General features: G+C 66.2%; 12 protein-coding genes. 5 read left to right on the top strand and 7 right to left on the bottom strand.

Features of this window, described 5'->3' with window-relative positions; translation table 11 throughout:
• Nucleotides 1–111: 111 nt before the first annotated feature.
• Nucleotides 112–948, bottom strand: coding sequence for an LppX_LprAFG lipoprotein (locus DAT37_RS14865; protein WP_109525297.1), 837 nt, complete (start codon nucleotides 946–948; stop codon nucleotides 112–114).
• A gap of 603 nt (nucleotides 949–1,551) precedes the next feature.
• Between DAT37_RS14865 and DAT37_RS14860 the strand changes: the two genes are divergently transcribed.
• From DAT37_RS14860 to DAT37_RS14845, 4 genes are all read left to right on the top strand, one after another.
• A complete protein-coding gene (locus DAT37_RS14860) occupies nucleotides 1,552–2,943 on the top strand; it encodes a fatty acid desaturase (protein ID WP_332873332.1) in 1,392 nt (463 codons plus the stop codon).
• Between the two features lie 184 nt (nucleotides 2,944–3,127).
• Nucleotides 3,128–4,240, top strand: coding sequence for a type III polyketide synthase (locus DAT37_RS14855; protein WP_198654294.1), 1,113 nt, complete (start codon nucleotides 3,128–3,130; stop codon nucleotides 4,238–4,240).
• Between the two features lie 38 nt (nucleotides 4,241–4,278).
• Nucleotides 4,279–6,213, top strand: a complete 1,935-nt coding sequence (locus DAT37_RS14850) for an ATP-binding cassette domain-containing protein (RefSeq protein WP_109525295.1) — start codon at nucleotides 4,279–4,281, stop codon at nucleotides 6,211–6,213.
• A gap of 90 nt (nucleotides 6,214–6,303) precedes the next feature.
• A complete protein-coding gene (locus tag DAT37_RS14845; protein ID WP_109525294.1) occupies nucleotides 6,304–7,476 on the top strand; it encodes a YhgE/Pip domain-containing protein in 1,173 nt (390 codons plus the stop codon).
• A 65-nt stretch (nucleotides 7,477–7,541) separates the two neighbouring features.
• Here DAT37_RS14845 and DAT37_RS14840 read toward each other — a convergent pair whose 3' ends face one another.
• The 5 genes from DAT37_RS14840 to pdxH all read right to left on the bottom strand — a co-directional run bounded on the left by DAT37_RS14840 (nucleotide 7,542) and on the right by pdxH (nucleotide 12,411).
• Entirely contained in the window at nucleotides 7,542–8,051 is a 510-nt protein-coding gene (locus DAT37_RS14840; protein ID WP_269814778.1) for a DUF3558 domain-containing protein, read from the bottom strand.
• A 328-nt stretch (nucleotides 8,052–8,379) separates the two neighbouring features.
• Nucleotides 8,380–8,739, bottom strand: a complete 360-nt coding sequence (locus DAT37_RS14835) for an FKBP-type peptidyl-prolyl cis-trans isomerase (RefSeq protein WP_109525292.1) — start codon at nucleotides 8,737–8,739, stop codon at nucleotides 8,380–8,382.
• A 61-nt stretch (nucleotides 8,740–8,800) separates the two neighbouring features.
• Nucleotides 8,801–10,105, bottom strand: a complete 1,305-nt coding sequence (locus DAT37_RS14830) for a citrate synthase (protein ID WP_109525291.1) — start codon at nucleotides 10,103–10,105, stop codon at nucleotides 8,801–8,803.
• A gap of 210 nt (nucleotides 10,106–10,315) precedes the next feature.
• The gene (locus tag DAT37_RS14825) at nucleotides 10,316–11,611 is read right to left on the bottom strand and encodes an MFS transporter (protein WP_109525290.1); all 1,296 of its coding nucleotides are present in this window, start codon (nucleotides 11,609–11,611) and stop codon (nucleotides 10,316–10,318) included.
• Between the two features lie 71 nt (nucleotides 11,612–11,682).
• Nucleotides 11,683–12,411: a pyridoxamine 5'-phosphate oxidase gene (pdxH, locus tag DAT37_RS14820; protein ID WP_109525289.1), complete on the bottom strand. Its 729-nt coding sequence runs from the start codon at nucleotides 12,409–12,411 to the stop codon at nucleotides 11,683–11,685.
• Nucleotides 12,412–12,530: 119 nt separating this feature from the next.
• On the opposite strand from pdxH, the gene DAT37_RS14815 reads away from it, so the two are divergent.
• The gene (locus tag DAT37_RS14815) at nucleotides 12,531–13,679 is read left to right on the top strand and encodes a citrate synthase 2 (protein WP_109525288.1); all 1,149 of its coding nucleotides are present in this window, start codon (nucleotides 12,531–12,533) and stop codon (nucleotides 13,677–13,679) included.
• Between the two features lie 167 nt (nucleotides 13,680–13,846).
• Here the strand turns inward: DAT37_RS14815 and DAT37_RS14810 are convergent, their stop codons facing one another.
• On the bottom strand, nucleotides 13,847–14,518 hold the full coding sequence (locus tag DAT37_RS14810; RefSeq protein WP_109525287.1) for a hypothetical protein: 672 nt from the start codon (nucleotides 14,516–14,518) through the stop codon (nucleotides 13,847–13,849).
• Between the last annotated feature and the right edge of the window lie 328 nt (nucleotides 14,519–14,846).

Here is a 14,846-nt window from a genome sequence, read left to right as displayed (position 1 = left end):
CCGCGAGTTATCCACAGGACATACGAAAACCGGCCGGGTGCGCGGTAGACGGCGACCGCCGACTTTCCGCGTACCCGACCGGTTTCTCAGCCGAGAGTTACTGCTGCGCAATTACCCCTGGGGCTTGGTGACGGTCACCGGCTTGGCCCAGTTGGACAGCGTCACGTTGATCGATCCGTCGCCCTTCTTGATGACCGCGCGGACCAGGTTCGGGCCGGCGCCGGTCGAGGGGGCGGCCGACGGCTGCACCGATTCCGAACCGCTCGGCGGAGCGACATCGGCGATGTAGAGCGTGATCGGGAGCGAGCCGCCACCGTCACCGGACTTCGGCACGATCGGGTCGATGACCGAGGCGTCGATGGTTCCGCTCACCTTGACGACCGCGGTGCCCTCGATGGTCTCGCGTCCTTCGACCTTCGGGTTCTGCACCTTCGCGATGACATTGGCCAGGCCCTTGTCCTTGTCGAGGATGACGCCCGGATCGTAGATCTTCTCCGAGGGACCGAGATCGGCGTACTTGCCGTCCTCGAGCTGCGCCCACATGGACTTGTCGACGACGACGAACTTCGCCTTGATGAACGGCGCGTCCGGCTTGGTGCGGACCTTCGCCTCGCCCTGCGCCGCACCGGCGCCCTGCGGCTGGTTGGTCACATCGGCGGAAACCGTCTCGACCGGCAGGTTCGGGATGTTGGTGACGGCCAGGTTCAGGTGGACCGCCTGCAGGGTCTGGGTGGTCTTGGCGGATTCCTGCACGATCTGGGTGGCTTCCGGCAGCGGGCCGGTCGCCGTCGCCGCGGTGGAAGTGGTGCTCGAATCGTCCGAGCCACAGCCGGTCACGACCGCCGCGAACAGCGAGGCCGCGATCGCGACGGTGCCGAATCGCACCGGCGAAAGCCTGCCGATCCGAGGTTTGAGAGTTGTTGAAGTGCGCGTTGACAAGTCACTCATGTTCTGCCCCCAGAGAGTGCATATGGTCCATCGACCAGGGTTGAAGCCGGCAGCTTCTGCTGTCGGCTGAGTCGTAGTATGCAGCACTTCGCCTGACGGAGAAGCCGTCCCGATTGACCGGGTCCATGCGGCCGACCCTTGGCCGAACCACGGTCTGGAACTGCTGCGGGCGCCGACGTTACCCTGTGATCGGTCTTCTCGCATAGACCCGGGGGCGAACCCGCCGCGACCGCGATACGGGTTAAGGGATTGTTTAGTGAGACGTTAGGCGCTGCAAGCACGATACTGTCCATGAGCATTCGGACGGCAGGTGCGACCAGGGGAAATACCCCGGATCAACCGACTATCGCGCCCCACGCACTTCGCGAGGAATGCCTCGAAAAACCTCCGGCCGGAAGCGATACGGCCGTCCGACCGCGAATCAGCAACGAAGGAACACCGATGACGAACACCCAGCCCGACGTGGATGAGAAGGCCACAACCGAACTGGTCGCCACCGTACCGATCACCGCCGAAACGGCCACCACGGAACAGGGCACCGCCGACCAGTCGGCAGCCGAACAGGAATTCCGTCGGCCTCCCGCTCCGGACGGCCCACCGCCGATCTCGAACGTGTGGGTGTACAACGGCAAAGCCTACGACCTCAGCGACTGGATCTCCAAGCATCCCGGCGGCGAGTTCTTCATCGGCCGTACGAAAAACCGCGACATCACCTCGATCATCGGCTCGTACCACAAGAATCCCGAGGCGGTCGAGCGGATGCTGCAGCGGTATTCGCTGAACCGCGACGCCCTTCCCGAGGACATCCATCCCACCAACAACGCGCCGGACTTCCTGTTCAACGAGGGTTTCGACAGCTGGCGCGACACCCCGAAGTACAGCTTCGACAACAAGGAAGACCTGCTGCACAAGGTCAAGGCGCGGCTGCGCAATCCCGAGCTGGCGGCCCGGATCAAGCGAATGGACACGATCTTCAACATCGTCGTCGCGCTGCTGGCCGTCGCCTACTTCGCGGTCCAGGGTCTGCGACTGGCCGAACCGGGCTGGATGCCGCTGCCGATCTTCGTGATCGCGATGGTGCTGCTGCGCAGTTCGCTGGCGGGCTTCGGCCACTACGCGATCCACCGTGCCCAGAAGGGCATGAACAAGGTCTACACCAACGCCTTCGATTTCAACTACGTAGCGCTGGCGTTCGTCACCGCCGACGGCCACGCGCTGTTGCACCACCCGCACACCCAGAGCGAAGTCGACATCAAGAAGAACGTCTTCACGATGATGATGCGGGTGCCGCGGCTGTACCGGATACCGATCCACACGATCCACAAATTCGGGCACACGCTCACCGGCATGACCATCCGACTGCTCGACGTCTGCAGGCTGACCCGAAAGGTCGGCGTCAAGGAGATGTACGGGACCTGGGGCGGCGCGCTGCCGCATTTCATCGGATCGTTCGGCGTGCGCTTCCTGCTGGTGGCCGAATTGGCGCTGTTCGTCGCGGCGGGTGACTTCCTGGCCTGGGCATTGCAGTTCGTGTTCTCGCTGTGGATCAGCACCTTCCTCGTCGTCGCCAGCCACGATTTCGAATTGGAGACCGAGGAACTGCACACCGATACCGAGGACTGGGGCGTCAACCAGCTCGAGCAGGCCTACGACCTCAAAGTCGTCGGTAACCGCTACGTCGACTGCTTCCTCTCCGCCGGTCTGAGTTCGCATCGCGTCCACCACGTCCTGCCCTACCAGCGCAGCGGATTCGCCAATATCGCCACCGAGGACGTCCTGCGCGAGGAGGCCGCGAAATTCGGCGTGGAGTGGATTCCGGCGAAGAGTTTCTTCACCGACCGGTTCCCGAAACAGATCAGGACCTATCTGCTCTCGCGGTCGGACGAGGCCAAGGAGCGCGATTGGGGCTTCGTCCGCGAGCACTGCTCGCCATCGGCTCTGAAGACCTGCGCCGTCTACACGGTTCAGGGGTTCACCGGAATCGGCACGGTCTGACTCGATTCCGATTCATATCAACAGTTCGTCCGCCACGTCATCCACTCGCAGGCGGTGAGTTCAACACATTTATTTCGAAAGGTAGAGAGTCGTGTCTGTAACGATCGAGGAAGGCAGCGTTCGCAGCCTGGGGACAACCCGCCACCTGGCGGATGGGGAGCACGGGCACGATCTCGCCGAGCGCATGATGCCGCCGGCGCCGCCGATCACAGTGGGTGTGATCGAAAGTATCGCGACGGGTTCGCCCGCACAGGTATTCGACCAGGCCGCGGCCGCCGGACAGGTGGCCGAACTGTTCGGCGACGAACAGCAGCGGACCAGGATCGCCCGTATCTATCAGAAGACCAGAATCGACACCCGTCGCCTGGCGGTCGATCCGCTCGACCCCGAATTCCTGGAATACAGCCGCAAACCCGGCACCATCCGCGAGCGGATGAACCTGTTCTACGAGCACGCGGTTCCGCTGGCCGTCGACGTGGCCGGACGCGCGGTCGCGGGCATCGAGGACAAGTCGGACATCGGAATGCTGGTCTTCGTCACCAGCACCGGCTTCATCGCCCCGGGGGTCGATGTCGCCGTGGTCAAACAGCTGGGCCTCTCGCCCAAGGTCAGCCGCGTCGTCGTGAACTTCATGGGCTGCGCCGCCGCGATGAACGGTATGCGCACCGCCGTCGATTACGTTCGGGCGCACCCGGACAAGAAGGCGATGCTGATCTGCATCGAGTTGAGCTCGGTCAACGCCGTGTTCGACGACGATGTCAACGATGTCATCACCCACAGCCTGTTCGGCGACGGGTGCGGTGCGGTGGTCATCGGCACCAGCCAGGTCCACCAGCCGCTGAAGCCGGGCAGTGTCGTGATCCGCGACAGTTTCAGTCACCTGCTCGACGACGCCGAGGACGGCATCGTGCTGGGTGTGAACAACAGCGGCATCACCTGCGAGCTGTCGGAGAACCTGCCGCAATACATCTACAACGGCGTCGATCCCGTGGTCACCGAGGTCCTCGCGGCCAACGGATTGCGCAAAGCCGATGTCGACCTGTGGGCCATCCACCCGGGTGGACCCAAGATCATCGAGGAGTCGGCGCGCTCGCTGGGCCTCGCGTCCGAGACGGCGGCGCTGAGCTGGGACGTTCTGGCCGAGCACGGCAACATGCTGAGCGTCTCGCTGATCTTCGTGCTGGAACGCATGATCGCGCAGACCGAATCGACCGGCCCGATCTCCACGGGCGTGGCGTTCTCCTTCGCGCCCGGCGTCACGCTCGAAGGCATGATCTTCGACATCATCCGCCGGTGAACCTCACCTCACCGGCATCCTGAGAAAGCACAGAAACCATGCAACTCATCAGATTCCTCATCTCCATCTCCTGGGTGCGGATCGTGGGCGTGATCGCCACGGGCCTCGTGGCGGGTGCGGCCAACACCTACCTGGTGACGCTGATCAACAGCGTCGTCTCTCCCGAGCCGCGCCCCGGTGACCTGCTCCAGCGCTTCGCGCTGACCGGTCTGGTCCTTCTGGTGAGTGGCTTGATTTCCCAGATCCTGCTGATCCGCCTGGCCCAGGACGCCATCTTCCGGCTGCGGGCGGATCTCAGCTCCGGGGTCGTCTCAGCCCCGCTCGAACACCTGGAACGTCTCGGCACCCATCGCCTCATCGCGACGCTCACCGAAGATGTCCGCTCGCTGTCGCAGGCCGTGACCGCGATCCCCGCGATCTGCATCGACGTGGCGACGATCGTCGGTTGCTTCATCTTCCTGGCGATCCTGTCCGGCCCGATCTTCGCGATCACGGTGGCGGGCACGCTGATCGGCATCGCGTGTGTCGAACTGTTCCTCAAGCGGGTGCGGGCCATCTACCACCACGCCCGGGAGAACGAGGACCTGCTGCTGCGCTCGTTCCAGGCCGTGACGCTCGGTATCAAGGAACTCAAACTGCACCGGGGCAGGCGCCGGGACTTCATGGACCGCCACCTGCTCGGGTCCGCGCAGACCCTGCGTGCGCAGAACGTCGACGCCAGCACCAAATTCTCGGTCGCCCAAAGCCTCGGCCAGGTACTGCAACTCGGCACCATGGCGCTGATCCTGTTCGGGATCGCCGCCGCACTCGATCTGCCACGTGACGTCGTGGTCGGCTATGTCCTGGTCACCACCTTCCTCGCGATGCCGATGCAGAACTTCATGCACCGCCTGCCCGACCTGGTGCGCGGTGATGTGGCGCTGGCGAAGATCCGCACCATGAACCTGTCCATGGAGACCCAGCACAACGAGGAGCAACTGCCCTTCACCGACCGTCCCGCGGCCACCGAGGCACGCCTCGAACTGACGAACGTCACCTACACCTACGCCGGTGAGCCCGTGCCGCCGTTCCCGGAGGGGCCGGACGGACCGCCGCCCGGTGGCGGACATCCCGCCGCGGCGCCATCCGGTGACGGACATCCCCCGCATCCGGGCGACCCGCGCGACGGCTCCCGCGAAGGACATCCGGTCGGGCCGCCGCCGGGGGGCAAACCTCCGAAGGGCCGGCACGGGGGGCCGCCGCCGCACGGTGGACACCATCGCCCGCCGCCCGGTGCGGGTCCGGGCGGGCGACCGGATGTCAACGGCCGCAAGCGACTCGACCACGGTGCCCACGGTCAGCAACCGGCTCCGGTCGGCGCGCCCGCCGCGCTCGCGGGCGAGGAAGCCTCCGGATTCCAGCTCGGCCCGATCGACCTGGTCTTCGAACCCGGTCAGATCACCTTCATCGTCGGCGGCAACGGCAGCGGCAAATCGACGCTGGCGAAACTGATCACGGGACTGTATGTCCCGAGGTCGGGATCGGTGGCGCTGAACGGCGAGAAGATCGATCACGAGAACATCGAGTGGTTCCGGCAGAACTCCTCGGCCATCTTCAGCGATTTCCATCTGTTCGAGGACTACCTCGGATTCGATCGGCCCGGTATCGACGCCGAAGTGCACCGCTACCTGGAGGAATTGCAGATCGCGCACAAGGTGACCGTGCGGGACGGGAAACTGTCGACCATCGCGCTTTCCCAGGGTCAGCGTAAACGGTTGGCGCTGTTGACCGCACTGCTGGAGGACCGCCAGATCTATCTCTTCGACGAGTGGGCCGCCGACCAGGAACCCCGGTTCCGCGAGGTGTTCTACGACGAGATCCTCGCCGATCTCAAGCGGCGCGGGAAGACCGTCATCGTCATCACGCACGACGACCGGTATTTCGACCGCGCGGATCAGCTCGTCAAACTGGATTTCGGTCACGTGGCCGTCTGATCGCTGATTCGGCGAATGTCTTGCGGCCCTTACCGAATCCACAGAGAAAGCCCAGCGTCAGCGCAAGATCTCACCCATAATGTCAGCGGTGTGATCGGACAACGCGCCCGCTGGGCCTTCCTCGTCTCCGCGGTCTTCGTTTCGGGCGCCCTCGTCGGCGCGCTCACCTCCTGCTCCGCGACCACGCCGTCTCCGTCCGCGATAGCGCTGGTGAATACCGATACCGGCCCGATCGGCGCGCGCATCGCCCAGGCGATGGAGCAGGACGGCGGCGGATTCGAGTGGGCCGTGGTCGCACCGGGCGCCGCCGATACCGACGACTACGCGGCGGTGATCACCCTGCCCGCCGATCTCACCGAGGCCATGGGCACCCTCGCGAGCCCGAATCCCCGGTATGCCGAGGTCAGAGTCGCTACCAATGACGCCGCCGACGAGGACCTGGTGCGCGAGGCGACCGACCGGGTCACCCACCGCATCGGGGCAGCCGGGGTGGACGCCGCACTCGCCGCCGTCAGCCAGGCCAGGTCCCAACTCAGCGGAGTACAGTTCACCGCCCAACTGCTCGGCGCGGGTGTGAACGCGGCCGCCGCCGGTGCCGACCAGTTCAGCGGCGGCGCGGAGCAATTGCTGGGATTCCTCGATTTCGCGAAAGAGGGTTCGGCGCAACTCACCTCGGCCATCGCGATCCTCGACCAGACGGTCGACGGGGCTGCCGCCCAGGCGAATCAGCTTGCCGCCGCCCTGGATTCGACCGATGTGACGATCGCGCAGGTTCAGCGGACCGCGACCGGCGTGAGCTCCGGTCTCGACCAACTGTTGCCGCTACTGCGCGCCCTGCCCTTCGCCGGTGATCCCGCACTCGCCGACATCATCGCGAAACTCGACGGCCTGCGCGATATCTCCGGTCAGGCGGGCGCACAATTGGACGGCCTCGACCTGCTGGTCGGCGGCGCGGTGGATCCCGACACCGATCTCGCAACCCTCCTGCGCACCGTCGTCGGCCGGTTACAAGGCGCGAGCGCGCAATTGAACGAGGGCGCGAAACTGGCCGAGGGCCTGCCCGAACTCGCCGACACCGGCGGAGCGCAACTCGTCGACGCGATCGGGCAGCTGACCAGCGGCGTCAGCCAATTGCAGAGCGTCGTCGGCACGCTGAACGCGCAGACCGGCAAGGCGATGGAAACGCTGCCGATGCGTAGCACCGCCCAGCAGTCCGCGATCGCCCTGGCTCTCACCGATCCGGTCCGGATCGTGCGGGAGTGAGATCGACACCGCCGCCCCGTCACATTCGGATCAGCTCCCGCCCTGCCGAGCGGCCGTCCCGTCGATCACGCGCCCGCGGGCAAGGTGGGCACCACCTTCTCCGCCAACGCCAATCCGAGCTCACAGGTATCCAGCTCCCCGGTCAGCAGGCTGGATCGCGGATTGTCGACATCGAATTCGAGACTTCCGCCCTTGATCTCCACATTCACGGTGCAGACCTCGGGACCGCGAGCCTCGCTTCGGTGCGCGATCGTCGCCGACCTTCCGCCGACCGTCGCCTCACGGCCCATGGTGTAGAAAGTCTTGCGCACGAAGGGCAGGGTCATATTCGTCATCCGGATCGACACCGAATATCCGTTGTTCTTGACCCATTTACACCCTCGCCACCGCACCCCGTCCGGCGCGTCGGCATCCGCCTGTCCGGTGCCGCGCAAGCGCTCCGAACCCAAGACGCCCTGCGGAACATCCGCGCACGGGTGGTACGACTCGGGCGGACTCGTCTCCAGCCCCAGACTGTTCACCGATTTCGCCGCCTCCCCTGAATCTCCTTTCGATGCCCCACAACCCACCGCCATCAGCGTCACGATCACAAGACCGACGCCCGCGACAACCCGCATATTTCCCCCGATTCCCCTGCACGGCTTGCACTTCCACGCCGACTATAGGCAGAAGGCAACGGCGCTCACACGGCAATCGAACGACAACGGGGAGTACTCCTCGTCACTGTCGGCACGACCATGATCAGGCTTGCGCGAGCGCAACATTCGTGCCTGTCCGGCGGCGTCCCGATCACGCGTCGGCGGCCGCCCCGCCTCGAACCTCTCGCGCTGTGTACAACCCCCGCTACGAAACGACGAACGGCCCGTGCTCCACCGGGGAGCACGGGCCGTTCGGGTGCCGGGGTCAGGCGGCGTTGATCAGATCGATCACGAAGACCAGTGTCTTACCGGCGAGCTGGTGTCCCGCACCGGCCGGACCGTAGGCGAGCTGCGGCGGGATGGTCAGCTGGCGACGGCCGCCGACCTTCATGCCGGGGATGCCGTCCTGCCAGCCCTGGATCAGGCCGCGCAGCGGGAAGCTGATGGATTCCCCACGGCTCCAGGAGGAGTCGAATTCCTCGCCGGATTCGAATTCGACGCCCACGTAGTGCACCTCGACGGTGCCACCGGGTACGGCTTCCTTGCCTTCGCCCTCGATGATGTCCTTGATCACGAGTTCGGTGGGCGCGGGGCCTGCCTGGAATTCGATCTCCGGCTTGGTCATTCGGCTATCTCCTTCGATAGATGAGGATGTGCGGATCTTGATCGTGTTCTGACGCCGGGTCTCAGCGGTTGTCGATACCGGCGTAATCGCGTGCGCCGTACCCGGTGTAGATCTGACGCGGGCGGCCGATCTTCAGCGGCTCGCTGTGCATTTCCCGCCAGTGCGCGATCCAGCCGGGGAGTCGGCCCATCGCGAACAGCACGGTGAACATGCGGGTCGGGAAACCCATCGCCTTGTAGATGACGCCGGTGTAGAAGTCGACGTTCGGGTACAGCTGACGGGAGACGAAGTACTCGTCGGTGAGCGCGGCTTCCTCGAGCGCCTGGGCGATATCGAAGAGTTCGTCGTCGCCGCCGAGTTTCTGCAGGATGTTGTCGGCGTGCTTCTTGGCGATCGCGGCGCGCGGGTCGTAGTTGCGGTAGACGCGGTGTCCGAAGCCCATGAGCTTCACCCCGTCTTCCTTGTTCTTGACCTTGCGGATGAACTCCTTGACGTCGCCGCCCTGAGCCTTGATGTCGTCGAGCATCTCCAGCACGGCCTGGTTGGCGCCGCCGTGCAGCGGACCCCACAGGGCGTTGATGCCGCCCGAGACCGAGGTGAACAGGTTCGCGTCCGACGAGCCGACCAGACGCACGGTCGAGGTGGAGCAGTTCTGCTCGTGATCGGCGTGCAGGATGAGCAGCATGTCCAGCGCCGCGGCGACCTCGGGATCCACCTCGTACGGCTCGGCCGGGAATCCGAAGGTCATGCGCAGGAAGTTCTCGACCAGACTCAGCGAGTTGTCCGGGTAGAGGAACGGCTGGCCGACCGACTTCTTGTACGAGTAGGCGGCGATGGTCGGCAGCTTCGCCAGCAGTCGGATGGTCGACAGTTCGACCTGCTCGGGATCGCGCGGGTCCAGCGAGTCCTGGTAGTACGCCGACAGGGCGTTCACCGCGGAGGAGAGCACCGGCATCGGGTGCGCGTTGCGCGGGAAGCCGTCGAAGAACCGCTTGAGATCCTCGTGCAGCAGGGTGTGCCTGCGGATCCGGTCGGTGAAATCGTCGAGCTGGGCCTGCGTCGGTAATTCACCGTAGATCAACAGGTAGCTGACCTCGATGAAGGTCGAGGTGCCCGCGAGCTGCTCGATCGGGTAACCGCGGTAGCGCAGGATGCCCTGTTCACCGTCGATGTAGGTGATGGCCGACTTGGTCGACGCGGTGTTGGTGAACCCGGGGTCGTAGGTGACGTACCCGGTGCTGGCCAGCATTTTGCCCAGATCGACGCCGTCGTTGCCTTCGGAGGCTTCGGCGATCGTCATGGCGTATTCGCCACCGGGGTAGCTAAGCACCGGCTTGGCGTCGTTGATGTGGTCTTTTTCGGGCACGGAAGGATCCCTCTCAGGCTAGGACCGTCGGCATCGAAGTGCGGTCGGCACGGCGGTGCGATTACCTAGACGCTAGTCGCTGTCCACGGGGCCCGACCACGAGGGTGCCCGCACGAGAACCTCACAAACATGCTTCTCGCACGTGAGCATATTGCGTTGTCGCGGCGAGTGTGCTTACGGATGCGGCACGGCGTCACGGCATCTCGGAGTTCACTCGATCCGCGTCACCACCGGCTCCTGTCGAGGTGAGCGCGTCACCGTGTATCGAATGAAGGCCGGGAAGGCCAGCGCCGCGACGACCACTCCGATGACGACGAGAACGCCGCCACCCGCCGCCGCGACAGCGGTACCCAGGCTCGCGGCGGCAAAACCGTGGGCAACATCACCGATGCGCGGGCCACCGGCGACGATGACGATGAAGACGCCCTGTAATCGGCCGCGCATCTCGTCGGTGGTCACCGCCTGGAGCATGGCGATGCGCAACGCCGCCGACACCATGTCGACCGCGCCGCCGAATGCCGAGCACGCCAGCGCGATCCACAACCCGACACCGATCCCGAGGCCGTGTCCGGTCAACCCGACCGCGGCCCCGAACCCGATCATCGCCACACCCCACAGCGCGATGCAGACCACGACGGCCAGGCCCTGACGCCGTACGTGGGAGATCCATCCGGAGAACACTCCGCCGAGTACCGCGCCGACGGACATGGACGCGAACAGCAGGCCGAGTGCCACGCCGCCCTCGGCCGGGTCGCGGAAGGTTTCGTGCGCGATCTGCGGGAACAGTGCCCTCGGCATGCCGAACACCATCGCGATCACGTCGACGAGGAACGAGGCGAGCAGGATGCGCTGGGTCGCCAGGTAGACGAAACCGTCGAGCACGGTGCGCAATCCGGCGGTGCGCGCGTCGCCGGTCGGCGGGATCGCGGGCAGTTTCCACACCGCCCAGATGGTGGCGAGCAGCGCGACGGCGTCGATCAGGTAGAGCGTGGAAAGGCCGACGACCGGGATGAGCACACCCGCGAGTACCGGTCCCGCGATCGCCCCGGTCTGCTGCACCGTCATGCTCAGCGCGCTCGCCGAGGCGAGGTGTTCGGTCGGGAGCAGACGCGGGATCGCGGCGCTGCGGGTCGGCTGATTGACCGCGAACAGCGCCTGCTGGGCGGCGAACAGCACCAGGATTACCCAGACATTGTCCAGTCCGGCGGCGGCCTGGGCCCAGAAGGCGAGCGCCGTCAGCCCGGTGCCCACATTGGTGATGAGCATCAGCCTGCGCCGGTCCATCACATCGGCGAGCGCACCGCCCCACAGGCCGAACACGATCAGCGGGACCAGGCCGAACAGACCCGCCAACCCCACGTATCCGGAACTGCCGGTGATCTGGAACAACTGCTGCGGCACCGCGACCACCGCGAGCTGCGATCCGATGACGGTGACGATATTACTGGTCCACAACCGTCGGAAGTCCGGATAGCGCAGCGGGGTGGTGTCGGCGAGCAGTTTCACCGGCGGCAGCGTAATGACGCGGTCAGCGGCGCAGAAGGGTTGGGATCATCACAATCGTGAGGACACCGGATTCACGGCTGCAATCGGTCGACGATCTGCCGTCCCGCGTCGATGCGCACCCTGATCCGGTTGTGCAGCCTGCCGCGCCGTCCCTGCCAGAATTCGACTTCGTCGGGGCGCAGCAGATAGCCGCCCCACCGCGGCGGCACCGGAATATCGTCGACGTCGGCGAAGCGGGCGGTGGTCTCGGCCAGCACCCGGTCCATTTCCGCGCGTGAACCGATCGGCCGCGATTGGTGCGACGCCCACGCGCCGAGTTGGGAATCCCGAGGCCGCGACCGCCAGTACACGGTGGTCACCTCGTTCGGCACCTTGTCGACCGGTCCGCGCACATGTATCTGCCTGCCGAGCGCGGGCCACAGAAAGGTCGCGGCGGCGAACGGGATCTCGGCCAATTGGCCGCCCTTGGCCGAATCGTAATTCGTGTAGAAAGTCACACCTTCGGGCGAGAGCCCTTTACACAGAACTGTTCGCGATACCGGGCGCGGCGATCCGCTCGCGAGCGAGACGGTGGCGAGCACCATCGCATTCGGTTCGGCCGCGCCGACCGCGGTCGCCTGTTCGATCCAATGGCGAAGCAGCGGCTCCCAGCCACCGGCCACCCAGGTCTCGTCCAGATCGGTGTCCTCACCGCTGCCGAAATGGGCGACGCCGTAATCCACGCGCATCGCGGCCAGATCGGCGGTCGCGGCGTATTCCGCGGCTTGCCGACCGTGCGATGAATTGTCCAGGTCACGCATGGGCCAGACGTTACTCCGCGGTAGCAGCGAGCTAAGGTTTTGGTGATCGGCATGTGCTCGGCGAAAAGCACCCAATTCGGCGAGGAATCATGCGACCCGAAGTGCAAGGAGAGTCACACATGACTACCAGCCCCGCGGTTTCCGGCGGTAAGACCGCCGTACCGAGCGATTTCGTCAGCGGCCTCGAGGGTGTGGTGGCATTCACCACCGATATCGCCGAGCCGGACAAGGACGGCGGGGCGCTGCGCTACCGCGGCGTCGACATCGAGGATCTGGTCGGCGGCCAGGTCACCTTCGGTGATGTGTGGGCACTGCTTGTCGACGGGGAATTCGGGCGCGGCCTGCCGCCCGCCGAACCCTTCCCGCTGCCGGTGCACACCGGCGACGTGCGCGTCGACGTGCAGGCCGGTTTGGCCATGCTCGCCCCGATCTGGGGATACCAGCCATTACTCGACATAGACGACGAGACCGCGCGCGAGAATCTGGCTCGCGCCTCGGTCATGGCGCTGAGCTATGTCGCGCAGTCCGCGCGCGGTATCTACCAGCCCGCGGTCCCGCAGAAGAAGATCGACGAGTGCACCACGGTCACCGAGCGATTCATGACCCGCTGGAAGGGTGACCCGGACCCCAAGCACACCGAGGCCATCGACGCCTACTGGGTGTCGGCCGCCGAACACGGCATGAACGCCTCCACCTTCACCGCCAGGGTCATCGCCTCCACCGGCGCCGACGTCGCGGCCTCGCTGTCCGGCGCGATCGGCGCGATGTCCGGCCCGCTGCACGGCGGCGCGCCCGCCCGCGTCCTCCCGATGATCGAAGAGGTCGAGAAGTCCGGTGACGCGCGGGCTCTGGTCAAGGGCATCCTGGACCGCAAGGAGAAGTTGATGGGCTTCGGTCACCGGGTGTACCGGGCCGAGGACCCGCGCGCCCGCGTGCTGCGCGCCACCGCCCAGCGTCTGGACGCCCCGCGTTTCGAGGTCGCGGCGGCCCTGGAGCAGGCGGCGCTGGCCGAACTGCGTGAACGCCGTCCCGACCGCGCCATCGAGACCAACGTCGAATTCTGGGCAGCGGTGATCCTCGACTTCGCCGAGGTGCCCGCCCACATGATGCCCGCCATGTTCACCTGCGGCCGGACCGCAGGCTGGTGCGCGCACATCCTCGAGCAGAAGCAGCTCGGCAAACTGGTACGCCCCGCGGCGATCTACACCGGTCCCGATCCGCGCCGCCCGGAGGACGTCGCGGGCTGGGCGACCATCACGCACGCCTGAGACCCGGTCCGAACCACCCGCACGAGCCGGGCGTCGGTTGGAGAGCGCGCACTCTCCGCGACGCCCGGCCCGTGCGCTGTCGTACGGGGACTGCCTCGAAACGCTGTCCGATCACCGAGGAACTGTCCGAACATCCCGCGCGTCCGGCGACCCGGCCTCGGTGGTCCCTACCGTTCGCCCAGCGACGCCGTCCAGTCGACGGCGACGGATTCGCCGCGATCGACGGTGAAGAACGCGACCTCGAGATGTTGGCCCAGGTCGACCAGTCCGATGGCCGCCAGCGGAACCGGCTGGACCAGGCGCACCCGCCACGGTGTCGGCTCGTCCCACGCCCGCAGTTCGAGGTCGAGTCGCAGCACCGGATCATCGATGCCGGAGTAATCGGCGGCCACGGGCGCGGCGGCGAGAACCGTGGCGTCGGCCCGGCGGCCGTCGGCGAGGGTCTTGGCGACGCTGACCCGCCGCGCCTCCCCGATCTCGGGCAGGTAGAGCACCAGCCGGTCTCGATCGCCCGGGTCGACGCGACAGCGGACCACGTCGCCCGGCTGCGCCCATTTCAGATCTTCCGCGCGCATCCGCTGCCTGACGCGGGTCTCGTACGGCGCGATCCCGTCGACGACCACGCGGACCAGGAACACGTGCCCGCCCCCACCGTCGCCCGCACCCGGTAGTTCGAAACCCGCGACCGTCGAACCGCGGCGAACGCCGAGGACGGTCGCCACCCCCTCGGTGCCACGCATCAGGAGTTCGCGCCGCGCCTCCCCGGACAGAGCGCCTGCCCGCGACCCCCGATTCCGCGACCGCGCACGCCACTCCGAGCCCATCGACGCGATACTCATGCCCGCACCCGGCCCACCCTGTGCTCGCTCATGGCGGCCTACGTTAGCCGCACTGTGGTACACGACACACCGATAGCGCGTCGGACTGCTCCGGGGAGGGCGTGTCGCGTTGACACCGCGCCCATCGAGGGACCTCCCCGGATCACCGTCGACGGCCGAGAAGTCGGCGCGACGACCGAGTTTCCCCGGTTGTGAAAACAAACACAGGTGTCACCACCGACAACTCCCGCACCACCCGTACAGACAGTCACTATCGCCCCTGGCGCACCTCTGGCAAACCCGTCGGACATCGGGAAGGCGTCGGCCTCGCGCGGCGCCGCGCGAGGCC

Source organism: Nocardia aurea, from assembly GCF_003123685.1.
Lineage (GTDB): Bacteria > Actinomycetota > Actinomycetes > Mycobacteriales > Mycobacteriaceae > Nocardia > Nocardia aurea.
The sequence above is the reverse complement of the archived record's forward strand: the minus strand, read 5'-3'. Positions and strand labels throughout refer to the sequence as shown.